The following is a 25,726-nucleotide window of genomic DNA, read 5'->3' on the forward strand; positions in this document are numbered from 1 at the left end:
ATGGATCGCATGACCGAGCCCGAGGCCCTACCGTCACTGGAGCTGCGTGTGAAGGCGCATCTGCAGTGCCTCTATCCCCACGAAGACATCGACGCACTGGCGGCGCGCTGCCTGGAAACGTTCGGGGTGACGCCGGACGCGCCGACGCCGGGGCCCCATCGCAACAATTGGGGGCCGGGCAGCGCCATGCTGATCACCTACGGCGACTCGGTGCGCCGGGACGGTGAGGAACCGCTGCATACGCTGACCGGGTTCTGCAAGGCGCACTTCAGCGGCATGATCTCCACCGTCCACGTGCTGCCGTTCTTCCCCTACAGTTCGGACGATGGCTTCGCGGTGATGGACTACACCACCGTCAACCCGTCCCTGGGGGACTGGGACGACCTGACCGAGCTGTCCCGGCACTTCCAGGTGATGACGGATCTGGTGATCAACCACTGCTCGAGCCGCAGCCTCTGGTTCGAGAACTACAAGGCGGGCAAGGCCCCGGGACATCGCTATTTCATCGAGATGTCGCCGGACGAGGATCTGTCCGGCGTGGTGCGTCCGCGTACGTCGCCGTTGCTGCGGGCGGTGGAAACGGTGGAGGGCGAGAAGCACGTCTGGTGCACCTTCAGTCACGATCAGGTGGATCTGGATTTCGCCAACCCGGACGTGCTGCTGGAATTCCTGGGCATCATCAAACTGTACATGGACCGCGGCATGCGCTGGTTCCGGCTCGACGCCGTGGCGTTTCTCTGGAAGATCCTGGGCACGCCGTGCATCAACCTGCCGGAGACCCACGAGGTGATCCGCCTGATCCGGCTGATGATTGAGCACCGCGACCCGGAAGCGGTGATCATCACCGAAACCAACATCCCCAACCAGGAGAACCTGACCTACTTCGGCAACGCCAACGAAGCCCACATGATCTACAACTTCTCGTTGCCGCCGCTGCTGCTGCACGCCATGCTCAGTGGCAACGCCCAGCACCTCAAGCACTGGCTGATGACCATGCCGCCGGCGCAGCAGGGCACCGCCTACCTGAACTTCATCGCGTCTCACGACGGCATTGGACTACGGCCGGTCGAGGGCCTGCTGAGCGATGACGAGATCGATCGCATGATCGAGGCGCTGGTCGATTCCGGCGCTCGCATCACGGCCCGCACCGCGGCCAACGGCGACGTGCGTCCCTACGAGATCAACATCAGCCTGTGGAACGCCATGGCGCGGACGGAGACTTCCGGCGACAACGACGGCCTGCAATTCCACCGGTTCATTTGTGCCCACGCGGTGATGATGGCGCTGGAAGGGGTGCCGGCGTTCTACATCCACAGTCTGCTGGCCACGGAGAACGACGAAGCGCGGGTCGAGCACACCGGCCAGAACCGCTCCATCAACCGCCACGTGTGGGACGCCGATCAACTGGACGATCTGCTGGAAGGCGCCACGCACCACCGCGCGGTGTTCAGTGCCCTGCGCCGATTGTTGGCGATCCGCACGCGGCAGGCCGCCTTCCACCCCAACGCCACCCAGTACACGCTGCACCTGGGGGACGGCCTGTTCGCCTTCTGGCGCCAGAGCATCGATCGCCGCCAGAGCATCTTCGCCATCCACAACATCAGCGGTGAAGAGCAGGTGTTCAATCTGTCGGAGCTGAACCTGATCGTCACCGATCAGTGGATGGACCTGGTCAGCGGACGGCCGTTCGAGGACCGCATGAAGCCGGTGACCCTGGAGCCCTATCAGTTCATCTGGCTGACCAATCGCTGGTGAGATGACGCTTGCACCGGTGGCGAAGCGATAGCGGATGTAGCCGAAGATTTATCTTCGGAGCAGACCGGCGGTCTGCCGGCCGATTGCGGTGAGTTCCGCCGGTCCCCTCAGATCCCCGGCGCCGAGCCTTCCGGCAGATAACGGGCGATGATCTCGTCGAGCGTGCCGGAGCGGCGCAGATCCGTCAGCGTTCTGTTGAAACCGTCCATCAGCGGTGCCCACTTGGGCGCGAACATCAGCCGATACTCGGTCACGTCCAGCGCCACCGGCTCGATGCGGAAGCGGGACTGCCAGCCGTGCTGGCGGATGATCCATTGCGCTGCCCGTCGGTTGGCCACGCCGCCCTGCAGGTGCTGGCCGTTATGCAGTCGCTGCAACATGTTCAGGGTGTTGGGCACGTCGATGCGCCTGATCCGGCCCGACGCAAAGCGGCTTTCCAGTCTGGGGTGGTGATAGCCCAGGTTGGTCAGCAGGATCGTGCCCTCCAGGTCGTCCAGCGTGCGCGAGTGCAATGGGCTGTCAGCGCGGCGGAAGATGCTATCGCGGGCCTTGAGAATGCCGTCGGTAAACACGAAAGCGTCCGGTTGGTCGGTCCATTCCCTTGCACGCATCGTCACATCCAGCTCATCGCGTAGCAGGAAGCCGTCGACCCGCTTGGTGGGTATCTGCTGCACCTCCAGTTGGTAATCGTGCTGCCGGGCCAGGATCACCATCACATCCCAGAAAATGCCCGAGACCGAGCCGTCGTCGTGAACCATCGTGTAGGGCGGGTAGCCTCCCGGCGATACGTTGAAGCGAATGGGACCCTCGGGCAGGCGCGTGTCGGTCCCGGCATCGACCGGGGCGGCCAACACGGCCGGAACGACAATCAACAACAGCAACAGCGTTTTCAGGGGCATGGGCAGATACTTCTCGCAATGCGTCCGCTTTCGGGGCCCCGCCTGGGTTTCCGTAGTGCAGTCGGGGACTCAGGTTTAATATAGCGGATAGGGGGCAGATGCGTTGATCCGGAGCGGTGGATTGCCCGAAAAATCATCCGGCGCGGGTCCGCGGACGTATCCCGGGAAAAAGGGAGAGGCGAGATGAGCGTGACACGCCGATTCAGATCCTGTCGATCCGGCGCCCGCAGGTGGGCGCTGTTGATGTGCCTGGTATTCAGCAGTCCGTTGGCGGCCGACGACCGAGCGCCGACGGACGCCGTGGAAACGGTGATCCGAGCCCAACTGGAAGCCTTTTCCGAAGACAACGACGAAGCCGCCTTCAGCTATGCCTCGCCTGCCATCCAGCGAGGGTTCGCCAGCGCCCGGGAGTTCGCCAACATGGTGCGCAGTCGCTACCCGGCGGTATACGAGGCCGCCACCGTGCGTTTCCGCGAGCAGGTGCCCCATCCCGGGTTCGTGGTGCAGCGGGTGCAACTGCTGGGGCCCAACGGCCTTTACTGGGACGCTTACTATCGCATGGAGCGGGAAGGGGAGGAGTGGCGCATCGGCGGTGTGGTGCTGGAGGAAGTTGCCGGCGGTATCTGACCGGCCGGCCTTCCCGTCATGACGTTGCGTCGAGCGCCTGGCGGATCAGCGCCTTCTGGTGCTCGGCGAAGCCAACAATCTGCGTTTCGGCGGCATCGGCATCCCGCGCCAGCACCGCTTCGGTGAGCCGCGCGAAAAACGCGGCGGTGCGGTCGAGGTCCTGCTGGTATCGATCGGCGCAGAAATAGTAGGTTCGGCTCACGGCCGGCTTGAAGTTGGCCAGCGTCTCACTCAGGTACGGATTGCCCACCACCCCGGCACACTGATCCAGTACCTCGAAACTGGCCTGCACCACGGCCAGGATGTCCGGCGGCCGGGCGTAAAGTTGCCCCGTAACCCGCTTGATGGCCTCCAGCATGGGCGCCCGGTCGGCTTCCTCCCAGCGTTCGCAGAGACGACGCGCCAGCATGATCAGCAGGTGCATGTAGATGTCGTAGAGCTCTGCGGCGTAGGTGGCGTTCAACTGCGTTGCCCGCGCGCCCTTGCGCGGCGTGATCTCCACCAGGTGCCAGCGGGTCAGGGTATACAGCGCTTCCTTAACCGACGCCCGGCTGACGTCCAGTTCGCCGGCAATCGTGGCTTCGTGCAGTCGTTCCCCCGGTTTGATCTCGCCAGTCATCACGCGTTCGGCCAGATAGTTGGCGATCTGCTCGGCCAGCGTGTTGGGCGTCTGGAAGTCCATAAAGTCCTGCCTGTTCTGAAGATTTCAACCCGACCCGCCGGATCGCGCCGCTTTGCATCCTAGCACAGTGGTTATGGGCCAGTGGCTTGGCCGCTGGGGCCGTCTTTCCAACAACGTTTGATTTTTGATTTATTGTCCTACAATGTATCAAAATGATTTGGCGCCATCGGGCCGGGACGCGAGCATCGCCCCGACCGCAACGCCAAAGAACGAACGTGAGACGTCACAACAGCAACAACAAGAGGTATTCCCGTGAACCCACAGCAACGCACCCTGGACCTGACCGACGCGCGCCGCCGCATTCTGCTGCGCCTCAAGAAATACAGTTTCCTGATCGCCCTGCTGCCGCTGGCGCTGCCACTGCTCCTGCTTCGGGCCGGTGAGGCAACCGGCTGGATCAATCTGTTTGCCTGGGGCGTGCCGGTGGTGGTGTTTGGCATCATCCCGCTGCTGGACCTGATGCTGGGGCAGGACGCCATGAACCCCGACGAGGAGGTCGACGTACCCCGCATGAACCTCGAACGCTTCTACCGCGCATTGACGCTCGGCTGGGTGGCGGCGTTCACCGGACTGCTGGTGTGGGGCCTGTTCGTTCTGGCCGACGGTCGGTTCTCACCGCTGGGAGGCGTCGGATGGGTGTTCTCCATCGGCATCGTCGGCGGGTTGGGGATTAACGTGGCTCACGAACTGATTCACAAGGACGGCCGCCTGGAAACCTGGGCCGGCGGCTGGCTGCTGGCGCTGGTGGGCTACGGCGGCTTCAAGGTGGAACACATCCGCGGTCACCATGTGCACGTCTCGACGCCGGAGGACGCCTCGTCGTCCCGCTACAACCAGAGCCTCTACCAGTTCCTGCCCCAGGCCTACCGGCGCAATTTCATGAACGCCTGGCGCCTGGAAGCCCAGAAGCTGACGCGTAAGGGCCATTCGCCGCTGAGCTGGCGCAACGAGTTGATCTGGTGGTACGGCATCACAGTGTTGGCGCTGGTGGCGTGCACGCTGGGCTTTGGCTGGCTGGGAGCCGCGTACTTCCTGGGGCAGTGTTTTGTCGCCTTTACCCTGCTGGAAATCGTCAACTACCTGGAGCATTACGGCCTGCATCGCCGCAAGCTGGAAAACGGCCGTTACGAGCGGACCACGCCGGCCCACAGCTGGAATTCCAACTACTTCCTGACCAATGTGTTCCTGTTCCACCTGCAACGCCACAGCGACCATCACGCCTACGCCAAGCGCCGTTACCAGGTGCTGCGCCACCACAACGTCGCGCCACAGCTACCGGCGGGTTACGCCACCATGGTGGTGCTGGCGCTGGTTCCGCCGCTGTGGATGCGGATCATGAATCCGCGGGTGGAGGCGTATTATCAGGGGGAAGAACACCAGTTGGTGTGAAAACACACTGCGAGCATTGAGCGCTCCTTGTAAGGGAGCGGCCCACTGCCATGTAGCCGAAGCTTTAGCTTCGGAGGGCCCGGTAGGGCCCCTTATCGCTCTGGAGTTTCTCGATCATTGCGGCCACCCAGCGGGCGGCTCGGAAGCTAAAGCTTCCGCTACATTTCAAATGCTCACCCCTCGCGGCGCTCCTCCTGATCCTCCTCGAACAACCGCGTGAGCTCCTCGGCGGCGTCCCGGGAAGACTGGAGGATCTTGGCCGCATCGTGATGCAATCCTTTCTCGTGCTGACGGGCCAGGTTGCGCTGGTCGGTCTCCTGGAAGAGTTTGACCAGATCCTGTGCCTCGTCCCGTTCGCGGCCCAGGCTGACGAGCATCTCTTCGGCCATCAGCAGGGCTGAGTGGTAGGTTTCCCGCACCAGCCAGCGCACGCCGGCATCCATCAGCATGTGGGCGTGCCGGCGGTTGCGGGCGCGGGCGAGGATGCGCACGTCCGGGAAATACTTGCGCACCAGGTTAACCGTGCGCAGGGACGCGTCGATGTCGTCGATGGCCAGGATGAACACCTTCGCCTCACCCACGCGGGCGGCCCGCAGCACGTCCAGTTGCGACGCGTCGCCATAATGCACCTTGTTGCCGAACCGGCGCACCACATCCACCTGATCCGGGTTCACGTCCAGGGCGGTGAACGGCACGTTCAGGGAGCGCAGCAGACGCCCGCTGATCTGGCCGAAGCGCCCGAAGCCGGCGATGACCGCCCCGGTGCGGCCGTCCTCGATGGTGTCGAAGGGCGGCTTCTCCTCGCCGCCAAGCCGGGCGACGATCCGCTCGAATACCGTCAGTGCGAGCGGCGTCAGCACCATGGAAATGGTCACCACCGCAATCAGCTGCTCGTGCAGGGTGCGATCGATCAGTGCCAGTTGCGTGGCCAGGGAAAAGATCACGAAACCGAACTCACCGCCCTGGCTGAGCAGCAACCCCAGGCGCAGGGCACTGATGCCGCCCAGCTTGCCACCCCAGTGACCGATGGCGGCGATCAACAAAGCCTTGATCAGCATCAGCCCGGCGGCGCCGGCGATCAGGATCAGCGGATCGGCCAATACGGCCCCCAGGTTCAGCGTCATACCCACGGAGATGAAGAACAGACCGAGCAGCAGGCCCTTGAACGGCTCGATGTCCGCCTCAAGCTGGTGACGGAACTCCGAATCGGCCAGCAGCACACCCGCCACGAAAGCGCCCAGGGCCATCGACAGGCCCACCGACTCCATCAGGTAGGCGGTGCCGGTGACGACCAGCAGGGCGGCGGCGATGGACACCTCGCGCACGCGGGTGGCGTGGATGAAGCGCAGGGCGTGGCGCAGCAGGTAGCGACCGGCGATCACGATGATGGCGAAAGTCACCGCCACCTGGCCGATGCCCAGCAGAATCTCCGTCCAGTTGGTCGCCTCTTCCGCGTCGCCGGACACCAGAAAGGGGATGAACGCCAGCATGGGCACGGCGGCCATGTCCTGGAACAGCAGGATGGTGAACGCCAGCCGGCCATGACCGGTAGCCAGTTCCTTCTTCTCGGCCAGCAGTTGCAGCACGAACGCTGTTGAAGACAGGGCCAGGCCGCATCCCAGAACGATGGCCAGGGCGATGTCGCGGCCCGTCAGGACAACCAGCCCGCCGATGATCAGCATCGCCGTCAGCACCTGCAGGGAGCCCAGTCCGAAAATGGGTTTGCGCAGGGCGCGCAAACGGGAGAACTGCAGCTCCAGGCCGATCACGAACATCAGCAGCACCACGCCGAATTCGGAAATGTGCAGCATGTTGTCCACATCGCCCACCACGCCGATTCCGTGTGGACCGATCAGCATGCCGGCGGCGATATAGCCGAGCAGGGCGCCAAGGCCCGCGCGCTTGAACAGGGGCACGGCGATGACCGCGACAAGGAAGAGAACGACGAGCTGGCCTAAGGGGTTCATGGGTGTCCTTACTGGCTGAAATCACGGGCATGCATCGAGCTAATGCCTTGAAAGTTTAGCCGATGCGCCCCATCGTTAATGTAGTGGTAAACCTCCGCGCTTTGAATGCCAGGCAGGGAGCCCCCGAAAAAACGGCGGCCCCGCAGGCGCTGCCCGCGGCCAACGTTCTCACCGACTTTTCCCGAAGGTCCCCGGCGAATAGCGGGGATCCGATGACTGCATCAACACAGGAGCCAAGACATGTCGCCCCATTTTGAGGAAGCCCCCGGTCTGTCGGAAGACATCGATCCGGCAACGGACGGTTACGTCTTCAACCAGACCATGATGCGCATCAAGGACCCCAAGCGCAGCCTGGATTTTTACTCCCGGGTACTGGGCATGCGATTGATCCGCAAACTGGATTTCCCGGAAATGAAGTTTACCCTCTATTTCCTGGGCTACCTGGACGACCGCCAGGCCACCACCGTGCCGTCCGATGACGGCCACCGGACCACCTACATCTTCGCCCGCGAGGCGATGCTGGAGCTGACCCACAACTGGGGTACCGAAGACCAGGACGACTTCGAATACCACAACGGCAACGACGAGCCCCAGGGCTTCGGCCACATCGGTATCGCAGTGCCTGACGTTTACCAGGCCGCCGAGCGTTTCGAGTCCCTGGGCGTGCCGTTCCAGAAGCGACCGGACGACGGCAAGATGAAGGGCCTCGCCTTCATCCGCGACCCGGACGGCTACTGGATCGAGATCCTCCAGCCCAACATGCTGGAGCGCCAGCGTAAGGAAGAGCAGGCGTAAGGGCTCTGGAGGCAGACGAGAAGGCCGGGTTATCCCGGCCTTTTTTGTGTCTTGAATGCGATGAAGTGGCGGGATGCGCCTCAAAATGTAGCAGAAGCTTCAGCTTCTGAGGCGCCGAAGGTGCTCCAGTGGCCATTCGGCAGGCCCGTGGCCTGCTCCGAAGCTAAAGCGTCGGCTACATTGGATGGTGCCATCCAGAGTCCCTGCGGATGCCGGCCTTCCCCGGCTTGCTCCGATACGGTCGTCGCTACTGCGACGTCTCGTCGGCGTCCCTCCGCCGCGCCGCCGACCCGCTACGCGATGCCACCAACACGGACACCGTCAGCACCACGGCACCGATCACGCCCAGCAATCCCAGCGCCTCTCCAAGGATCATCCACGCCAGTAGCGCCGCGAACAGCGGCTCCAGGGTCACGATGATGCTGGAGGTGGTGGCCGGTGTGCTCTGCATGCCCTTGAAGAAACACACATAGCCCACGCAGGTGGGCACGATGCCGATGTAGGCGATCAGCAGCCAGTCGAGACCATCCAGTTGGGGCAGAATATCCAGTGCACCGGTGCCGGCCGCGATTGGGGCCAGCGCAACGGCGCCGGTGGTGAAACAGATAAAGGCGGTGGTGAATACCGAGCCGCCACCGGACACGTGCCGGCTGGTCAGCGTGAACGCCGCATAGACCGCCGCAGCGGCCACGGCGATGAAGATGCCGCCTAGCCGGGCTGCGTCAGGATTGCGGACGTCGCCGGACACCAGCAACAGGGTACCGGCGATGGCACTGATCAGGGCGATGACCGTGGTGCGGTTGGGTTTTTCGCCGAGCAGCGGTGCGGCGGCGATGGCCACAAACACCGGCGCGAGGCAGAGCGTGATCAGGGTCGCGATGCCGGCGCCGGTCAGATCCACCGCCCAGAGATAGGTGCCCTGGTAGGCCGCCTGCAACAGCCCCAGGCCCATCAGGCCGATCACCAGGCCGCGGCTGATCCGGTTCGTGGTGTTACGGCGATCACGCCACATCAGCAGGCCGAAGAACGGGCAGGCGATGCAGAGCCGGAAGAACGCCAGGGCGATGGGCTCCAGCTCGCTGTGGTTGAACAGGGTCTTGGCCGCAATGCTGGTGGTGGCCCACAGGGCGGCGGCGATAGCAATCAGGATGGCGCCGCGCAGGGCGTCATGGGAACGCAATGATGTGGTCATGGAAAATCTCTTGTCCGGTTAAACAAAACGCTGAAACGGGAATAGAAGCGACGACCGGACAGGCAGGCGCGATCACTCAGGCCGGGGTGGCCAGAGCATGACGAGTCCGTATCCGGTTCAGGACCGGACGGGCGGGGGTGTGCGTTTTCCGAAAAGGACAGTTGAATCAATCATGCGGCGAGATTAGCTGGAAATCGTGAGGGAGGCAACCTGCGGGCGGCGCCCGCAGGAACGCCGCTTACTGGACGGTGATGTGATCGCGGTTGGCGTCCAGCGTCAGTTGGCCGATGCCGTTGACCTTGTCCAGGTCGGACACGCTGGCGAACGGGCCATTGCTGTCGCGGTAATCGATGATGGCCTGGGCTTTGACGTCGCCGACGCCGTCCAGCTGACTGGAAAGGGTCTTGGCGTCCGCGGTGTTGATGTTGACCTGAGTGGGAGCCGCTTCCTGCGCCGGCTGGGTGTCAGCGGCGACGGCAACGTTGGACAGCGCGGTGGCCAGAACGAAAAAGGCGGTGATCAGTGCTTTCATCTGAGACTACTCCTACAACGGTTGTTTTTGCGTTATCGCAAGGACCGACTGCGGATTGTCAACGCCTGGTGGCCGTGGCCGGGAATGCAGCGCACGACGGCGCCAGAAACAGACAAATGGAGAGCAAGACTTCCGGATCGACGATATAAACAGACCGTTGGCCCGATCAGGCCCAAGCCGACCGCTGGGGATCAAGGGATAACGAAATGGCTGAAACAAGAATGGTCGAGCTGATGTGAAAGACGAAAAGTCACGGAATACGGGCCCACAAATCCCTGTGCACCCGTTCCGTGGCTTAAATTTGCCCTGTCCGCGGGCTGTACGTCCCTATAGGCCTGATCCTTCAGGCGAGTCATCCTTGCGCCGCCCAATCCGTTGGGCTGATCTTTCCCTGTCCGCCTGTTCCATCAGGCGAGATACGTCCCTGTCCTGCATCCATGCAGTTCTGCGTCCTTGCTGAAAACAAGTTTACTGGATTGGCGAATTCGGCAAATCGGACATTCCCGCTGCGCGTTGTAGGAAATGGATTACACCGGCGTAATCATCCGGAAAGATGATGTGTCAGCAGGCGTTATTCAGGGCTTCCGGGGCGGCTTCCAGCGCCTGCAGAAGGCGGTCGCCGGACCACTGGCCGCCCGGTTCCCGTTCGGCCTGGCGAATCAGTGCCACGAGCCGGCGATTGACTGGCGCGTCCCGTCCCAGCGATTGCGCCAGCTGCACCACCTCGCCATTGATCCAGTCCACCTCCGTACGCCGTCCGGCTTGCAGATCCTCCCACATGGATGAACGCGCCAGCGGGTCGATGGCGAGCATCGTGCGGGCAAGATGGCGGAACAGCCAGTCCGGCAAGCCCAGAAGTGTGGGCAGCAGGCCCATCGGCAGCCCGGTGAGTTTAACCGTGGCGATGTCGGCCTCCCGCAGCAGTGTCAGCGTTTCGCGCTGGGCCATGGCCAGGCAGCGCCGGTACGCGCGCTGCGACAGTTCGGTCTTGAGCGGCAGGCCGGACAGGGCGTTGATCGGGTTGTTCAGGTTCAGCAGCAGTTTGGACCAGAGCACCGAATCCATGTCGTCGCGCACGTCCAGCGGCAGCCCGGCGCGGGCGAACGTTTCCAGCAGCGCCGGCGATAGGCTGGCATCCCGGGCCGTCATGAGATGGCCTTCGGTGCCTTGATGGAAGTGACCCGGGGCTCGCTGCAATACATTGAACGGCACCATGCCCGCCAGTACGACCTGTTCGGGGAGCAGAGGTGCGAGGCGCCGGGCGTTGCTGATGCCGTTCTGCAGGCTGATCACCGGGATACCCGGGCGCAGGTGCGGCGCCATGGCGCGGGCGGCGTCTTCGGTGGCGGCGGACTTGACCGTAAGCAGTACCAGGTCGGCGTCGGCGAGGGCGGCCGGATCGGTGGTGTACTCCGTGTCCGAAAGCTGGATCGAGGCATCCAGCCCCTGGTAGTCGCTGACCCGCAACGGTGTGCTGGTCAGCAAGGCCTGGAGCCTCGGGCGCCCGATCATGATGACGTCGGCGCCGGTGGCGAGCAGGCGTCCGCCCAGGTAGCAGCCAATACTCCCGGCGCCAAAAAGGGCGATGCGTGGCATCTCTTGCATGGTGTCGTGTCCGGTTTGTTGTTGTGAGGCGGCGGTTGCGGGCCAATGTCGCGTGCCCCCGGATGAACGATAGCGCCATCGGCCGTGGCAGTCTGTCAACGAGTGGACAGTTTATTCCCTCGCCCCAGATGTTGCGTTTTCTGCCGGTGCCACGCCGGATGCCCGGTTTCCGTTATGACGGTCCACGGAGGGGGCGCTCCGTTCATGCCCGGTATGGAGGTGGCGCGACGGCCGATGGCTGGTCCCGGTGCGAAATTGGGGAGGCTATGTCCGCACTGTCGATGAGCAGCCGATGTGACGCAGCGCCAATTGAGTGCATGTCTGGGCGAGGAAGCCGGCTGTTTCTATGAGGATGCGTAACATTTTGCTTTGTCGTTACTTTTTCCGGCGTGCGAATTGTCTCACGGGCACCTGTTTGGGGCACTGTTTTGGTGCGAAGAAAGAGCGGGTGTCTTGTATTTGGGCGTGGCCGCCAGCGAATGGCGCACTATTTGTTGTCCAGTTGGTCAAATAAGGCAATGAAAAATAAGAAAAAAACGGGGAGTGGAATGCACGATGCACTGATCGGTTGGCGTTTTGAAACATTGGAAACTCAACCAGGTACAAAGGACGCACACTCCATGAAGATCAAAAAGCAAATAAAAGCAGGACTCTCTGCGCTGGCTCTCTCCATCTCTGTATCCGTCACCGCATCCGCGGCGGACGAAGGCCCGATTAAAGTAGGCATCCTCCATTCCCTGTCCGGCACCATGGCAATCAGTGAATCCACCCTGAAAGACACCATGCTCATGCTGATCGAAAAGCAGAATGAGGAAGGCGGTCTGCTGGGTCGCGAGCTGGAGCCGGTGGTGGTGGACCCGGCGTCCAACTGGCCGCTGTTCGCCGAGAAGGCCCGCGAACTGCTGGCCAAGGACAAAGTCGACGTCATCTTCGGTAACTGGACGTCCGTCTCCCGTAAATCCGTGCTGCCGGTGGTCGAGGAACTGAACGGCCTGCTGTTCTACCCGGTCCAGTACGAAGGTGAAGAATCCTCCGAGAACGTGTTCTACACCGGCGCGGCGCCCAACCAGCAGGCGATCCCGGCGGTGGATTACCTGATGAACGAAGTCGGCGTTGAGCGCTGGGTGCTGGCGGGCACCGACTACGTCTACCCGCGCACCACCAACAAGATCCTTGATGCGTACCTGAAAGATCACGGTGTGGCCGATGCCGACATCATGATCAACTACACGCCGTTCGGTCATTCCAACTGGCAGTCCATCGTCTCCGACATCAAGGCGTTCGGCAGCCAGGGCAAGAAAACCGCCGTGGTCTCCACCATCAACGGCGACGCCAACGTGCCGTTCTACCGCGAGCTGGCCAACCAGGGCATCAAGGCCGAAGACATCCCGGTCGTGGCCTTCTCCGTGGGTGAGCAGGAGCTGTCCGGCATCGACACCGGCCCGCTGGTCGGTCACCTGGCCGCGTGGAACTACTTCATGAGCGTCGACACCGACGCCAACTACGACTTCATCGACCAGTGGATCGACTACACCGGTAACGAGGAAGCTGTCACCAACGATCCGATGGAAGCGCACTACATCGGCTTCAACATGTGGAAGGAAGCGGTCAAAAAAGCCGGCACCGCCGACGTGGATGCGGTCAAGGACGCCATCATCGGGGTGTCCGTGCCCAACCTGACCGGCGGCTACGCCACCATGATGCCCAACCACCACATCACCAAGCCGGTGCTGATCGGCGAGATCCAGGACAACGGCCAGTTCTCTGTGGTCTGGCAGACCCCGTCCACGGTCGCCGGCGATGCCTGGTCTGACTTCCTGCCGGGCTCCAAGGATCTGATCAGTGACTGGCGCAAGCCGCTCAAGTGCGGCAACTACAACGTCGTCACCAAGTCCTGCGGCGGCGCTGCCGAAGAGGCCGCCGAGTAAGGCTGTACCACAAGGTGCGGGTGCCTGCGGGCATCCGCACCGCTCCGGACTCCCTGAACAACCCGAACCCAACAACAGGACGGATGCTTCGGAAAGGAACCGCCAGCGCGCTTGTTTTCCGAAGCGTCCGCCCGGAAAGGATTCACCTTGGATAGGACGCAACCATGAGCATCCGTCGATCGCTCACACAGCTGCTTATTGCCTGCCTGCTGTCGTTGCCCGTGCTGGTTCATGCACAGGCCAATGACGAGCAGGCTCAGTCGTTACTGGCCCAGTTGGCCGACGGCTCCTACTCGCAGAAAGCCGGGATTGTCGGCGAGATCGCCCGCAGCGGCGACGACCGCGCCCGCGGCTGGCTGGAAGCCTTCTCCGACGGCAAACTGGCCCGCATCGACCCTTCCAGCGATGACGCTGAGGGCTCTCGCGACTTCGTGATCGTTCTCTCGAACCGCGGCCGCAACTGGAAAGTCCAGGACGCCCTGACCGGCGAGGACCTGGGTGAGATGTCCCGGCGCGACCTGGACACCATCCGCGTCAACAACTCCCTGCGCAGCGAGATCGACAGCATCCTGTCGGTGATCGACCTCACCGTCGACGACGCCGACCAGCGCCTGGACGCAGCGCGCGGCCTGCGTGGCAGCGTCGACGAAGCCATGGCGGCGAAACTGGCCGAGCTGATGGCCGACGAAGACGACGCCGCCGTCCGCGCCACCCTGCAAGAGGCCATCGCCATCCACCGGGTCGAGGATCTGGGTGACGTGGACGCCGTGGCGACGCTGTCCGGCAGCCTCAACTCGGAAGCCCGCGCGGCCCTCAACACCGCCACCTACAGCGACGATCCGGCCCTCAAGGCCGCCGCCGAAGACGCGCTGGCGACCATCGAAACCAAACTCAAGTGGAACCGCGCCGCCGAAACCCTGTACTTCGGCCTGTCGCTGGGTTCCGTGCTGGTGCTGGCGGCCATTGGCCTGGCCATTACCTTCGGCGTCATGGGCGTCATCAACATGGCGCACGGCGAGCTGATCATGCTCGGCGCCTACACCACCTGGGGCATGCAGCAACTGCTGCCGGGCCAGCCGGGTCTGGCGCTGCTGCTGTCGATTCCCGCCGGCTTCCTGGTGGCGGCCCTGGCAGGCGTGGCCATTGAGCGCAGCGTGATCCAGTTCCTCAAGGGGCGCCCGCTGGAAACCCTGCTGGCCACGTTCGGCATCAGCCTGATCCTGCAGCAGCTGGTGCGCACCGTGATTTCCCCGCTCAACCGCACGGTCATCACGCCGGAGTGGATGAGCGGCTCGATCATGGTCAACGAGGCCCTGTCCCTCACGCTCAACCGGCTCTACATCATCGGCTTCGCGCTGATCGTGTTCGCCGGGCTGATGCTGATCATGCGCAAGACCCGGCTGGGTCTGGAAGTGCGCGCCGTCACCCAGAACCGCGCCATGGCCCGTTCCATGGGCATCAAGGCCACCAAGGTGGACATCATGACCTTCGCCCTGGGCTCCGGAGTGGCCGGACTAGCGGGCGTGGCCCTGTCGCAGATCACAAACGTCGGCCCCAACCTGGGCCAGAACTACATCATCGACTCCTTCATGGTGGTGGTTTTCGGCGGCGTCGGTAACCTCTGGGGCACCCTGGTCGCCGGCCTGTCCCTGGGCACCATCAACCAGCTGCTGGAGCCCTGGGCGGGCGCCGTGCTGGCCAAGATCGTGGTGCTGGTCTTCATCATCCTGTTCATCCAGAAACGCCCGCGCGGATTGTTCCCGCAGAAGGGCCGTGCCGCGGAGGGCTAAGAAATGCTTCAGTCCAAACCCTGGCTGGTACGCCCCTTCACCGAGCGTTCCACCCAACTGTTCCTGGGCGTGCTGTTCCTGGCGATGATCGTGGTGTCCGTGCTGCACCTGGTCATGCCGGAAGGCAGCGCCCTGTACGTGAGTTCCTACACCGTCACCCTGCTGGGCAAGTACCTGTGCTACGCACTGCTGGCGGTGGCCGTCGATCTGGTCTGGGGCTACCTCGGTATCCTCAGCCTGGGCCACGGCGCCTTCTTTGCCCTGGGCGGCTACGCCATGGGCATGTACCTGATGCGCCAGATCGGCGATCGCGGCGTCTACGGTGACCCGGTCCTGCCGGACTTCATGGTGTTCCTGAACTGGGACGCGCTGCCCTGGTACTGGCACGGCTTCGACATGGCCTGGTTCGCCTTCATCATGGTGCTGCTGGCCCCGGGCCTGCTCGCGCTGGTGTTCGGCTTCCTCGCCTTCCGGTCGCGGGTGACCGGCGTATACCTGTCGATCATCACCCAGGCGTTGACCTTCGCGTTGATGCTGGCCTTCTTCCGCAACGAGATGGGCTTCGGCGGCAACAACGGGCTGACCGACTTCAAGGACATCCTCGACTTTGACCTGCGCACCGACGGCGCCCGCCTCGGGCTGTTCATCGCCACCGGCATCGCCCTGGCGCTGGGCTACGTCATCTGCCGCGCCATCGTCACCTCCAAGCTGGGCCGCGTCAGCGTGGCCTGCCGCGACGCTGAGGCGCGCACGCGCTTCATCGGTTACCGGGTCGAGCGGGTGCAGCTGTTCGTGTTCACCGTCTCCGCCATGCTGGCGGGTGTGGCCGGGGCGCTCTACGTGCCGCAGGTGGGCATCATCAACCCCAGCGAATTCTCGCCGCTGTTCTCCATCGAGATCGTGGTGTGGGTGGCCCTGGGCGGGCGGGCGACGCTCTACGGGGCGGTTATCGGCGCCATCATCGTCAACTACGCCAAGACCGTGTTCACCGGCATCATGCCGGACGCGTGGCTGTTCGCCCTGGGCGCGCTGTTCGTGCTGGTCACCGTGTTCCTGCCCAAGGGCATTGCCGGCCTGCTGCCGGGGAACCGCAAGAAAGCGGACGATGACGCCGCCGACCCACCCACCAGCGCCAAGGAGGCCACGGCATGAGCATTATGACGGAGCTGGCCCAGCGCGACCGGGTCTTCGATTTCCTGACCCCGACGGCGTCCCCGGTGGACGTCCGCCACGGGCCGATCCTGTACCTTGAAGACGTCACCGTCAGCTTTGACGGCTTCAGGGCCATCAACAACCTGAACCTGACCATCGACGACGGCGAACTGCGCTGCATCATCGGCCCCAACGGTGCGGGCAAGACCACGATGATGGACATCATCACCGGCAAGACCCGCCCGGACGTGGGCTCGGTCTGGTTTGGCAGCCGCCACAACCTGCTGACCCTGAACGAGCCGGACATCGCCACCCTCGGCATCGGCCGCAAGTTCCAGAAGCCCACCGTGTTCGAAGCCCTGACCGTGTTCGAGAACCTCGAACTGGCCATGGCCACCGACAAGCGGGTGCTGCCGACGCTGACCGCCAGACTCACCGGCGAGGCCAGGGACCGCATCGGCGAGGTGCTGGAAACCATCGGCCTCACCAGCCTGCGCCACCGCGAGGCGGGCATTCTCTCCCACGGCCAGAAACAGTGGCTGGAGATCGGCATGCTGCTGATGCAGAAGCCGCGCCTGCTGCTGGTGGACGAACCCGTCGCCGGCATGACCGAACAGGAAATGGAGCGTACCGCCGAACTGCTCACCAGCCTGGCAGGCAAGCAGTCCGTGGTGGTGGTGGAGCACGACATGGGCTTCGTCCGCTCCATCGCCCGCACCGTGACCGTCCTGCACCAGGGCAGCGTGCTGGCGGAAGGTTCCATGGACGACGTGTCCAACGATCCCAAGGTGATCGAAGTCTATCTGGGGGAGGGCGCCTGATGCTCAAGATCGAAAAGCTCAACCAGTTCTACGGCGAGAGCCACACCCTCTGGGACCTCGACCTCGACGTGCCCCAGGGCCAGTGCACCTGCGTGATGGGGCGCAACGGTGTGGGCAAGACCACGCTGATGAAATGCGTGATGGGTGAGGAAAGCGTTAAGGACGGCCGCATGCTGTTCGCCGGCGACGTGGAATTGACCCAACGCAAGATCGAAGACCGATCCCGGCTCGGCATCGGCTATGTTCCCCAGGGGCGGCAGATTTTCCCGCTGCTGACCGTCGAGGAAAACCTGCGCACCGGCCTCGCCGTGCGGCAGGACGGGCTCAAAAGCATTCCCGACCGGGTCTACGAACTGTTCCCGGTACTCAGGGAAATGAAGAACCGCCGCGGCGGCGATCTCTCCGGCGGCCAGCAACAGCAACTGGCCATCGGCCGCGCGCTGGTGATAGAGCCGCGTCTGCTGATCCTCGACGAACCGGGCGAGGGCATCCAGCCCAACATCGTCGCCCAGATCGGCGAGGTCATCCGAAAGCTGATTGAAGAAGACGGTCTGACCGTGCTGCTGGTGGAACAGAAACTGCCGTTCGCCCGCAAGTACGCCGACCGTTTCGCCATCATGGACCGGGGCCGTCGCGTGGCGGAGGGCGAGATCGCCGAACTGTCCGACGCACTCATCAAGCAGCACCTGACCGTATGACGATTTTTGCACCCCTGAACACGCCGCTGCCCAACGACCGCGCGTCCGCCAACGACTCCGGCCACCGCTTCGATACCGGGCGGCGTTGGGCGGCGTCCATCGAACTGGGCTTCGAGGCCCGGCGCGAGTCGCTGCAGCGCATCACCCGACTGGTCCGCCGCCGCCACGTCGGCCCGCTGCGGGTCCAGAAACCCTTCTACCCGGAAGGCCGCGACGGCTGCTGCCACGTCTACCTGCTGCACCCGCCGGGCGGGCTGGTCAGCGGCGACGCGCTGTCGATCAGCGCCTCCCTGGGGGAAGGGTCGCACGCGCTGCTGACCACCCCGGCCGCCGCCAAACTCTACAAGGCCGACAGCCACGGCGTCGGCTGGGGCCAGCACACCCATCTCAGCGTTGCCGACGGCGCCACCCTGGAATGGTTGCCCCAGGAAACCCTCGCCTTCGATGGCTCTCGAGGCGAACAGACCACCACCATCGACCTCGCCGGTTCGGCCCGCTGCATCGGTTGGGAAGTGCTGGCCCTCGGCCGCCCGGTGGGGGATCTACCGTTCGTCAGCGGCCACCTGGAACAACGCTTCCGCCTGACCCGCGACGGCCGCCCCCTGTGGATCGAACGCCAGCCCATGGACCCGACGCACCCCCGGTTCAAGGGCCACTGGGGGCAGGGCGGCAGCACCGTTCAGGCCACGCTGTGGGCGGTGGGGCTGGAGGATGAAAACGAGGCCATCGAAGCCCTGCGCGAGCAGATCACCGCGTCCCCGCGATGGGCGGTCACCCGCCGCCGGGGCGTGTTGCTGCTGCGCTACATCGGCCACGAACGCAACGAAGCCTGGGCCATTTGCCAGCAGGCGTGGGAGATTCTGAGGCCGAGACTGACCGGCCAGGAGGCGCATATACCGCGCATCTGGCTCACATAGATGCACGAATCAATGTAGCCGATGCTTCAGCTTCGTAGGCGTCGCCAGACGCCCGGCCAACACCCGGCGGCCCTGCGGCCCGCCCCGAAGCTAAAGCGTCGGCTACGAAAGACCCGGACCTGAATCCCGGGGGCAACAGGAAGCACGAACAATGTAGCCGACGCTTCAGCTTCGGAGGCGTCGCCAGACGCCCGGGCCAACACCCGGCAGCCCTACGGCCTGCACCGAAGCTAAAGCGTCGGCTACGAAAGACATAAGAACATCGCAAACAACGGAGTTACGACGATGGAACTCACCCCCAGAGACAAAGACAAGCTGATGCTGTTCACCGCAGCACTGCTCGCCGAGCGCCGCAAGGCCAAGGGCCTCAAGCTCAACTACCCGGAATCCGTGGCCCTGATCAGCGCCGAAATCCTCGAGGGCGCCCGCGAAGGCCGCACCGTCGCCGAACTCATGAGCCTGGGCACCGAAGTGCTGACCCGGGACGACGTGATGGAAGGCGTCGCGGAAATGGTCGACGAAGTGCAGGTGGAAGCGACGTTCCCTGATGGAACGAAGCTAGTCACTGTTCATAACCCGATAGTTTGAGGAGCCCGCAGATGATTCCCGGCGAATACCAGATCAAGGACGGCGACATCGAACTCTGTGCCGGCCGTGAACGCATCACCGTCGAGGTGGGCAACACCGGCGACCGCCCGGTGCAGATCGGCTCCCACTACCACTTTGCCGAAGCCAACCCGGCGCTCACCTTCGACCGCAAGAAAGCCACCGGCTACCGGCTGGACATCGCCGCCGGCACCGCGATCCGCTTCGAGCCGGGCCAGACCCGCGAAGTCACCCTGATTCCCTACGCGGGCAAGCGCGAGATCTACGGCTTCCGGGGTGAGGTCATGGGCAAGGTCGACGATAAGGCATGAGCTATAGAGACGGGCGGGCAGTGGTGATCGGGACCGTCGGCAGCAGGGATGCTGCCGTCGAGCGTCCAGGGATGGACTTGCAGCGTGTCCCGAGCACCACTGACCGCACGGCTCCGGCACAAGTTTCAAGGATACGAGGCAGACAATGAAAATCAGCAGACAAGCCTACGCCGACATGTACGGCCCCACCGTGGGCGACCGCGTGCGGCTCGGGGACACCGAACTCTGGATCGAGGTCGAGAAGGACCACACCCACTACGGCGACGAGGTTAAATTCGGCGGCGGCAAAGTCATCCGCGACGGCATGGGTCAGAGCCAGCGCTGCGATGACGCCGTCATGGACACCGTCATCACCAACGCCCTGATCCTCGACTGGTGGGGCGTCGTCAAGGCCGACGTGGGCATCCAGAAAGGCCGCATCGCCGCCATCGGCAAGGCCGGTAACCCGGACACCCAGCCGGACGTCGAGATCGTCATCGGCCCGGGCACCGAAATCATCGCCGGTGAGGGCAAGATCCTCACCGCCGGCGGCATCGACCCGCACATCCACTTCATCTGCCCGCAGCAGGTGGAAGAAGCCCTGATGAGCGGCATCACCACCATGCTCGGCGGCGGCACCGGGCCGGCCACCGGCACCAACGCCACCACCTGCACGCCGGGCCCGTGGCACATTGGCAAGATGCTGCAGGCGGTGGACACCCTGCCCATGAACATCGGCTTCCTCGGCAAGGGCAACGCCTCCCTGCCGGAAGCGCTGGAATTGCAGGTGGAAGCGGGCGTGATCGGCCTCAAGCTGCACGAAGACTGGGGCACAACGCCGGCCAGCATCGACAACTGCCTGACCGTCGCCGACAAGTACGACGTGCAGGTGGCCATTCACACCGACACCCTGAACGAATCCGGCTTCGTGGAAGACACCCTGGCCGCGTTCAAAGATCGCTGCATCCACACCTTCCACACCGAAGGGGCGGGCGGTGGCCACGCGCCGGACATCATCACCGCGTGCTCGAAGACCAACGTGCTGCCGTCGTCCACCAACCCGACGCGGCCCTACACGGTGAACACCATCGACGAGCATCTGGACATGCTGATGGTCTGCCACCACCTGGACCCGAACATTCCGGAAGACGTGGCCTTCGCCGACTCCCGCATCCGCCGCGAGACCATCGCCGCCGAGGACATCCTCCACGATATGGGCGTGATCTCCATGATCTCCTCCGACTCCCAGGCCATGGGCCGGGTGGGCGAGGTTATCTGCCGCACCTGGCAGACCGCCCACAAGATGAAAGTCCAGCGTGGCCTGCTGCCGGAAGATCAGGAGCTGGGCGCCGACAACTTCCGCGCCAAGCGCTACATCGCCAAGTACACCATCAACTCCGCCATCACCCACGGCATCGCGCACGACGTGGGCTCGGTGGAAGTGGGCAAGCTGGCGGACCTGGTGCTGTGGAGCCCGGCCTTCTTCGGCGTGAAGCCCGCCACCATCCTCAAGGGCGGCATGATCGCCGCGGCGCCGATGGGCGACCCGAACGCCTCCATCCCCACGCCGCAGCCGGTGCACTACCGCCCCATGTTCGGCGCCTACGGCAAGGCCGCCAGTGCCACCCGCCTGACCTTTGTCAGCCAGGCCGCACTGGACGCCGGCATCGACAAGGCACTGGGGCTGGACAGCCCGCTGTCCGCCTGCAAGGGCGTGCGCCAGGTGCGCAAGGGCGACATGAAACTCAACGACGCCTGCCCGACGCTGACCGTCGACCCGCAGACCTACGAGGTCCACGCCGACGGCGAACTGCTCACCTGCGAGCCGGCCACCGAGCTGCCGCTGGCCCAGCGTTATCACCTGTTCTGAGGACGCCCGTATGATTGAACTGACACAACGCATCGCCCCGGTCGAATCGGCGGAAATCTTCGACAGCCTGACCCTGCCGTTCGAGCTGCGCATCCGCGGCCGCCTGCGGGCGACCACCGACAACGGCACCGACGTGGGCCTGTTCCTGGACCGCGGCCCGGTGCTGCGGGACGGCGACTGCCTGCAATCCGCCGGCGGCGAAGTGGTCCGCATCCGCGCCGCCGACGAACCGGTGGTGACCGCCCAGATCCCGGCGGGCCTACCGTTGGCGCGCCTGTGCTACCACCTGGGCAACCGCCATGTGCAACTGGCCATCGGCTCGATTGATGAGACGCTCGATGGGGGCTCTGGGCAGTCCGGCTGGGTCCGCTTCCCGCCGGATCACGTGCTGGAAGAACTGGCCGAACGCCTCGGCGCCACCCTGAAACACCACCAGGCCCCGTTCGATCCCGAGCCGGGCGCCTATTCCCAGGCGGGGCATTCGCACGGTCATAGCCACGGCCATTCCCACGATCACGACCATGGCCACGACCACCCGCACAGCCACGGACACGGGAGCGACCATGTCCACTGAGGCATCGCCCCTGGCGGATCTCAGCCTGCTCGGCCTGCTGCAACTGGTCAGCCCGGCGCTGCCCATCGGGGCCTTTGCCTGGTCCCAGGGGCTGGAAAGCGCCTTCGAGCTGGACTGGGTGCGCAACGAGGACGACCTGGGCCAGTGGCTGGCGGGCGTGCTGGACGACGGCCTGACCCGCTGCGAACTGCCCGTGCTGGCACGCCAGCAACAGGCCTGGGCCGACGGCGACGCCGCGACACTGGCGCAGTGGAACGACTGGCTCCACGCCACCCGGGAAACCGCCGAGCTGAGCGACGAGGACATCCGCCTGGGCTCCGCCCTCACGCGCCTGCTCACCAGCCTGGAACTGATGCCGGAAGACGGCCAGATGCCCCACGAGCCGGGCTACGTCACCGTCTTCGCCTGGGCCGCGCACCAGCGCCACGTGCCCGTGCGCCAGACGCTGCTCGGCTTCGCCTGGGCGTGGATGGAAAACCAGCTCGCCGTGGCCTGCAAGGCGCTGCCCCTCGGGCACACCGCCGCCCAGCGGCTGACCGAACAACTGCGCCCGGCACTGGTGAGTGCCGTGGATAGCGCATTGGTGCTGGAAGACGACGAACTGGGCCCGATCCTGCCTGGCCTCGCGCTCGCCAGCGCCCATCACGAAACACAGTATTCCCGTTTATTTCGAAGCTAATGCGCTCGCCAACGCGCACCCACAAACAACGATGAGGAACACACCATGAAACATTGTCTGCGAGTCGGGGTCGGTGGCCCTGTCGGTTCCGGTAAAACCGCCCTGCTGCGCCAGCTCTGCCTGGCCCTGCGCGACCACTACAACATCGCCGTGGTCACCAACGACATCTACACCCGGGAAGACGCCGACTTCCTCCTGCGCCACGAAGCGCTGGAAGCCGACCGCATCCTCGGCGTGGAAACCGGCGGCTGCCCGCACACCGCTATCCGCGAGGACGCCTCCATGAACCTGGCGGCCATCGACGACCTCCAGTCCCGCCATCCGGACCTGGAGCTGGTGCTGGTGGAATCCGGCGGCGACAACCTCTCCGCCACCTTCAGCCCGGAACTGTCGGACCTCACCCTGTACGTCATCGACGTCTCCGCCGGCGACAAGATCCCCCGCAAGGGCGGGCCGGGCATCACCAAATCCGACATGCTGATCATCAACAAGATCGACATCGCCGAACAGGTTCACGCCTCACTGGACGTGATGGATCGGGATTCCAAAAAGATGCGCGGCGAGCGGCCGTTTGTGTTCACCAACCTGTACGACGGGGTAGGGCTGGACACCATCATCAGCTTCATTCTGGAACGCGGGATGTTGCCGGAACGTCGCCCCGAGAAAATCGAAGCGTCAGCCTGAGATCGGCCCAAACCAAACGAATTGGATTGCAGTTAAACGGAGATAACCATGACACGACTCACCAAAACCCTGCTCACCGCCGGCCTCATGCTGACTGCCACTGCGGCCTCCGCCCACCCGGGCCACGGCCAGGGCGGCTTCACCAGCGGCCTGCTGCACCCCATGCTGGGCCTCGACCACCTGCTGGCCATGGCCGCCATCGGCTTCTGGAGTATGCGCCAGAGCGGCTGGATGAAACGCGGTACGCCGCTGTTCATGATCGGCGGCATGTTCCTGGGCGCGGGACTGGCCTTCGCGGGCCTGAGCATCCCCGGCGTTGAAACCGGCATTGCCCTGACCGTCATGCTGGCGGGCGTGCTGATTGCCACACTGGCCAAACTGCCGACCGCCGTGGGCGGTTCGCTGGTCGCCGCCTTCATGGTGTTCCACGGCTTCGCCCATGGCGCCGAAATGCCGGCAGGCTCACACTTCATGGCGTACATGGCCGGCTTCGGCATCGCCACGCTGATCATTGCCTTTGCTGGTCGTGGTCTGGGTGCGCTGCTGATGAAGACCGACAATCGCGTATCCCAGGTCGTTGGTGCCGCCCTGGCAGCTACTGGAGCGTTTCTAGTCGCGTAACACGCGCTAGGAAGCCTCTCTCCCCTGCGCGGGAGAGAGGTTTGGAGAGAGGGGGAGCAGGCGCCAGCCTGCCAATGAATCCTCAAGACAAGGGCGCGACCTTCAACACTCTCGCCCTTTCCATTTGCCCCAAATCAATTCCCCGGCCATCGCCCCTCACAAAACCTGCAGCAATAAGCTACCCTTCTAAAATCATCCAATTAGCTCCCAACCTTGTTTCACATCATTTTTCAGACGTGAGCGCCAAAGGTGTTTTAGGGTGAAACAGACGAGGCACGGAGTGCCCGCTGTCTGAGGATAATAAAAATGGACTTTGCTCCCGTCATACAACCGTTAATCCACGCCCTCTGGTACCTCATCCCGCTGGCCATCCTCGGCGGCATTATCCAATCGCCACAGTTCAAAGGCTGGGTCGGCGAAAGCCTGGTTAACCTCTCGGCACGCCTCTTCCTCGACAAGAACACCTACCACCTGATCCGCAACGTCACCCTGCCCACCGAAGACGGCACCACCCAGATCGATCACATCATCGTCTCGCCCTTCGGCGTGTTCGTGGTGGAAACCAAGAACATGCAAGGGTGGATTTTCGGGAGTGCCAGGCAGCGGTATTGGACGCAGAAGATCTATAAGCATTCGCAGAAGTTTCAGAATCCGCTGCATCAGAACTACAAGCACGTCAAAACGCTTCAGGCACTGCTGGGGCTGAGTGATACGCAGGTGCATTCGGTGGTGGTGTTTGTGGGAGATGCGACGTTCAAGACGGAGATGCCGGGGAATGTGACGCGAGGCGGCGGGTATTTGCGGTTTATCAAATCCCATCAGGACATTGTGCTGAGTGCAGAAGAAGTCAGCGAGATTGTGGAGAAGATCGCTTCGGGGCGCCTGAAAGCTTCATTCAAGACGCATCGGGAGCATGTGAAGCACGTCCAAAGCATTGTTGAAGAGAAAGAGAATGCGGTTCGCTGCCCGAAGTGCCAGGGCGATATGGTTCGGCGCGTTGTGAAACGTGGCGAGAACGTTGGGAAGGAATTTTGGGGGTGTTCAGCGTTTCCGAGGTGTCGGGGAATGCTGAGTCTTCAACCGGAGTAACGAGAATTGGATCCAGTTTCTTATTTGTTTACCGCTTACCTGAATACGGTACAGACCAATGTTCAGGAGCATTTTGCTGAACGGTACGGCACCCAGATTACGCCGGTCGAGATTCAATACGAGGGCGTCGAAGTGGCGTTTCAGCACCAACTCTGGCGCATTCGGGAAAAGAGCGTTTGCGGCAATGTCAGTCATAACCTGCAAGCGTTTTCTGAATGCACGCTGAAGGCGAAAGAACTCTTTGGCGAGCTTTGTTCCGAACTTTCCAAAGCGCCGCAGCAGAACTGGAAGCATGGGAAGTTTCGGACGATGTATTGCAATGCATCGGTGTCGTTTAGACCGACGGTTGCGCGCGTGAGTGCTAGTACGGAAGAGACTGAGCTGGCGAAGGCGAGGCAGGCTTGTAATGCGGCTACGGTGGCGGCTATGGGGAATCGGGAGCCTGAGGTTTTGCGGGAGAAGCGGGAGTTGTGTGGGGCGTACGAGGAGCTCAAGTCAGTGAAATAAATCTGTCCCCGTTATTGCAGATATTGGTTTCATTCAGTCCAATTTAAAATGTTTTAT

Annotated in this window: 25 protein-coding genes; 19 read left to right on the forward strand and 6 right to left on the reverse strand. The window is 63.5% G+C overall.

Annotated elements, in window-relative coordinates; genetic code table 11:
• The first annotated feature begins 9 nt into the window (after positions 1 to 9).
• On the forward strand, positions 10 to 1,755 hold the full coding sequence (locus tag DKK67_RS04420; protein WP_111494772.1) for an alpha-amylase family glycosyl hydrolase: 1,746 nt from the start codon (positions 10 to 12) through the stop codon (positions 1,753 to 1,755).
• A 107-nt stretch (positions 1,756 to 1,862) separates the two neighbouring features.
• Here the strand turns inward: DKK67_RS04420 and DKK67_RS04425 are convergent, their stop codons facing one another.
• A complete protein-coding gene (locus tag DKK67_RS04425) occupies positions 1,863 to 2,654 on the reverse strand; it encodes a substrate-binding periplasmic protein (RefSeq protein WP_111494774.1) in 792 nt (263 codons plus the stop codon).
• Positions 2,655 to 2,897: 243 nt separating this feature from the next.
• Between DKK67_RS04425 and DKK67_RS04430 the strand changes: the two genes are divergently transcribed.
• Positions 2,898 to 3,281: a DUF4864 domain-containing protein gene (locus DKK67_RS04430; protein ID WP_228160510.1), complete on the forward strand. Its 384-nt coding sequence runs from the start codon at positions 2,898 to 2,900 to the stop codon at positions 3,279 to 3,281.
• A 16-nt stretch (positions 3,282 to 3,297) separates the two neighbouring features.
• On the opposite strand, the gene DKK67_RS04435 is transcribed toward DKK67_RS04430, so the two are convergent.
• Positions 3,298 to 3,963: a GntR family transcriptional regulator gene (locus tag DKK67_RS04435; RefSeq protein WP_111494776.1), complete on the reverse strand. Its 666-nt coding sequence runs from the start codon at positions 3,961 to 3,963 to the stop codon at positions 3,298 to 3,300.
• A gap of 252 nt (positions 3,964 to 4,215) precedes the next feature.
• On the opposite strand from DKK67_RS04435, the gene DKK67_RS04440 reads away from it, so the two are divergent.
• Positions 4,216 to 5,352, forward strand: a complete 1,137-nt coding sequence (locus DKK67_RS04440; protein ID WP_111494778.1) for an alkane 1-monooxygenase — start codon at positions 4,216 to 4,218, stop codon at positions 5,350 to 5,352.
• Between the two features lie 173 nt (positions 5,353 to 5,525).
• On the opposite strand, the gene DKK67_RS04445 is transcribed toward DKK67_RS04440, so the two are convergent.
• A complete protein-coding gene (locus DKK67_RS04445) occupies positions 5,526 to 7,319 on the reverse strand; it encodes a monovalent cation:proton antiporter-2 (CPA2) family protein (RefSeq protein WP_111494780.1) in 1,794 nt (597 codons plus the stop codon).
• A gap of 240 nt (positions 7,320 to 7,559) precedes the next feature.
• Between DKK67_RS04445 and gloA the strand changes: the two genes are divergently transcribed.
• Positions 7,560 to 8,114: a lactoylglutathione lyase gene (gene gloA / locus DKK67_RS04450; protein WP_111494782.1), complete on the forward strand. Its 555-nt coding sequence runs from the start codon at positions 7,560 to 7,562 to the stop codon at positions 8,112 to 8,114.
• A 247-nt stretch (positions 8,115 to 8,361) separates the two neighbouring features.
• On the opposite strand, the gene DKK67_RS04455 is transcribed toward gloA, so the two are convergent.
• From DKK67_RS04455 to DKK67_RS04465, 3 genes are all read right to left on the reverse strand, one after another.
• Positions 8,362 to 9,306 (reverse strand): DMT family transporter, encoded by a 945-nt coding sequence (locus tag DKK67_RS04455; RefSeq protein WP_111494784.1) that lies wholly within the window; start codon positions 9,304 to 9,306, stop codon positions 8,362 to 8,364.
• A 238-nt stretch (positions 9,307 to 9,544) separates the two neighbouring features.
• On the reverse strand, positions 9,545 to 9,838 hold the full coding sequence (locus DKK67_RS04460) for a ComEA family DNA-binding protein (RefSeq protein WP_111494786.1): 294 nt from the start codon (positions 9,836 to 9,838) through the stop codon (positions 9,545 to 9,547).
• Positions 9,839 to 10,399: 561 nt separating this feature from the next.
• Complete coding sequence (locus DKK67_RS04465; protein WP_204355723.1) at positions 10,400 to 11,443, reverse strand: 2-dehydropantoate 2-reductase; 1,044 nt, start codon at positions 11,441 to 11,443, stop codon at positions 10,400 to 10,402.
• 620 nt (positions 11,444 to 12,063) lie between these two features.
• Here DKK67_RS04465 and urtA point away from each other — a divergent pair.
• The 15 genes from urtA to DKK67_RS04540 all read left to right on the forward strand — a co-directional run bounded on the left by urtA (position 12,064) and on the right by DKK67_RS04540 (position 25,669).
• A complete protein-coding gene (urtA, locus tag DKK67_RS04470; RefSeq protein ID WP_111494788.1) occupies positions 12,064 to 13,371 on the forward strand; it encodes an urea ABC transporter substrate-binding protein in 1,308 nt (435 codons plus the stop codon).
• Between the two features lie 164 nt (positions 13,372 to 13,535).
• Positions 13,536 to 15,161 (forward strand): urea ABC transporter permease subunit UrtB, encoded by a 1,626-nt coding sequence (gene urtB / locus DKK67_RS04475; protein WP_111494790.1) that lies wholly within the window; start codon positions 13,536 to 13,538, stop codon positions 15,159 to 15,161.
• A gap of 3 nt (positions 15,162 to 15,164) precedes the next feature.
• Positions 15,165 to 16,313 carry an urea ABC transporter permease subunit UrtC gene (urtC, locus tag DKK67_RS04480; RefSeq protein ID WP_111494792.1) on the forward strand — a complete coding sequence of 383 codons (1,149 nt, stop codon included), beginning with the start codon at positions 15,165 to 15,167 and terminating at the stop codon, positions 16,311 to 16,313.
• Positions 16,310 to 17,134 (forward strand): urea ABC transporter ATP-binding protein UrtD, encoded by an 825-nt coding sequence (gene urtD / locus DKK67_RS04485; RefSeq protein ID WP_111494794.1) that lies wholly within the window; start codon positions 16,310 to 16,312, stop codon positions 17,132 to 17,134. The genes urtC and urtD overlap by 4 nt, the downstream gene beginning before the upstream one ends.
• Positions 17,134 to 17,832, forward strand: a complete 699-nt coding sequence (urtE, locus tag DKK67_RS04490) for an urea ABC transporter ATP-binding subunit UrtE (protein ID WP_111494796.1) — start codon at positions 17,134 to 17,136, stop codon at positions 17,830 to 17,832. The genes urtD and urtE overlap by 1 nt, the downstream gene beginning before the upstream one ends.
• Positions 17,829 to 18,749: an urease accessory protein UreD gene (locus DKK67_RS04495; RefSeq protein ID WP_111494798.1), complete on the forward strand. Its 921-nt coding sequence runs from the start codon at positions 17,829 to 17,831 to the stop codon at positions 18,747 to 18,749. Before urtE ends, DKK67_RS04495 begins: the two co-directional genes overlap by 4 nt.
• Positions 18,750 to 19,034: 285 nt before the next feature.
• Positions 19,035 to 19,337, forward strand: coding sequence for an urease subunit gamma (gene ureA / locus DKK67_RS04500; protein WP_111494800.1), 303 nt, complete (start codon positions 19,035 to 19,037; stop codon positions 19,335 to 19,337).
• Positions 19,338 to 19,348: 11 nt separating this feature from the next.
• The gene (locus DKK67_RS04505; protein WP_111494802.1) at positions 19,349 to 19,666 is read left to right on the forward strand and encodes an urease subunit beta; all 318 of its coding nucleotides are present in this window, start codon (positions 19,349 to 19,351) and stop codon (positions 19,664 to 19,666) included.
• A gap of 145 nt (positions 19,667 to 19,811) precedes the next feature.
• On the forward strand, positions 19,812 to 21,515 hold the full coding sequence (gene ureC, locus DKK67_RS04510) for an urease subunit alpha (protein ID WP_111494804.1): 1,704 nt from the start codon (positions 19,812 to 19,814) through the stop codon (positions 21,513 to 21,515).
• 10 nt (positions 21,516 to 21,525) lie between these two features.
• On the forward strand, positions 21,526 to 22,089 hold the full coding sequence (gene ureE / locus DKK67_RS04515; RefSeq protein ID WP_111494806.1) for an urease accessory protein UreE: 564 nt from the start codon (positions 21,526 to 21,528) through the stop codon (positions 22,087 to 22,089).
• Complete coding sequence (locus DKK67_RS04520) at positions 22,079 to 22,768, forward strand: urease accessory protein UreF (RefSeq protein WP_111494808.1); 690 nt, start codon at positions 22,079 to 22,081, stop codon at positions 22,766 to 22,768. Before ureE ends, DKK67_RS04520 begins: the two co-directional genes overlap by 11 nt.
• Positions 22,769 to 22,813: 45 nt before the next feature.
• Positions 22,814 to 23,452: an urease accessory protein UreG gene (gene ureG / locus DKK67_RS04525; RefSeq protein ID WP_111494810.1), complete on the forward strand. Its 639-nt coding sequence runs from the start codon at positions 22,814 to 22,816 to the stop codon at positions 23,450 to 23,452.
• 48 nt (positions 23,453 to 23,500) lie between these two features.
• Positions 23,501 to 24,073, forward strand: coding sequence for a HupE/UreJ family protein (locus DKK67_RS04530; RefSeq protein ID WP_111494812.1), 573 nt, complete (start codon positions 23,501 to 23,503; stop codon positions 24,071 to 24,073).
• A gap of 306 nt (positions 24,074 to 24,379) precedes the next feature.
• Positions 24,380 to 25,162, forward strand: a complete 783-nt coding sequence (locus DKK67_RS04535) for a nuclease-related domain-containing protein (protein WP_111494814.1) — start codon at positions 24,380 to 24,382, stop codon at positions 25,160 to 25,162.
• A 6-nt stretch (positions 25,163 to 25,168) separates the two neighbouring features.
• Entirely contained in the window at positions 25,169 to 25,669 is a 501-nt protein-coding gene (locus DKK67_RS04540; RefSeq protein WP_111494816.1) for a hypothetical protein, read from the forward strand.
• The last annotated feature ends 57 nt before the right edge of the window (positions 25,670 to 25,726 follow it).

It is taken from the genome of Marinobacter bohaiensis (assembly GCF_003258515.1).
Lineage (GTDB): Bacteria > Pseudomonadota > Gammaproteobacteria > Pseudomonadales > Oleiphilaceae > Marinobacter_A > Marinobacter_A bohaiensis.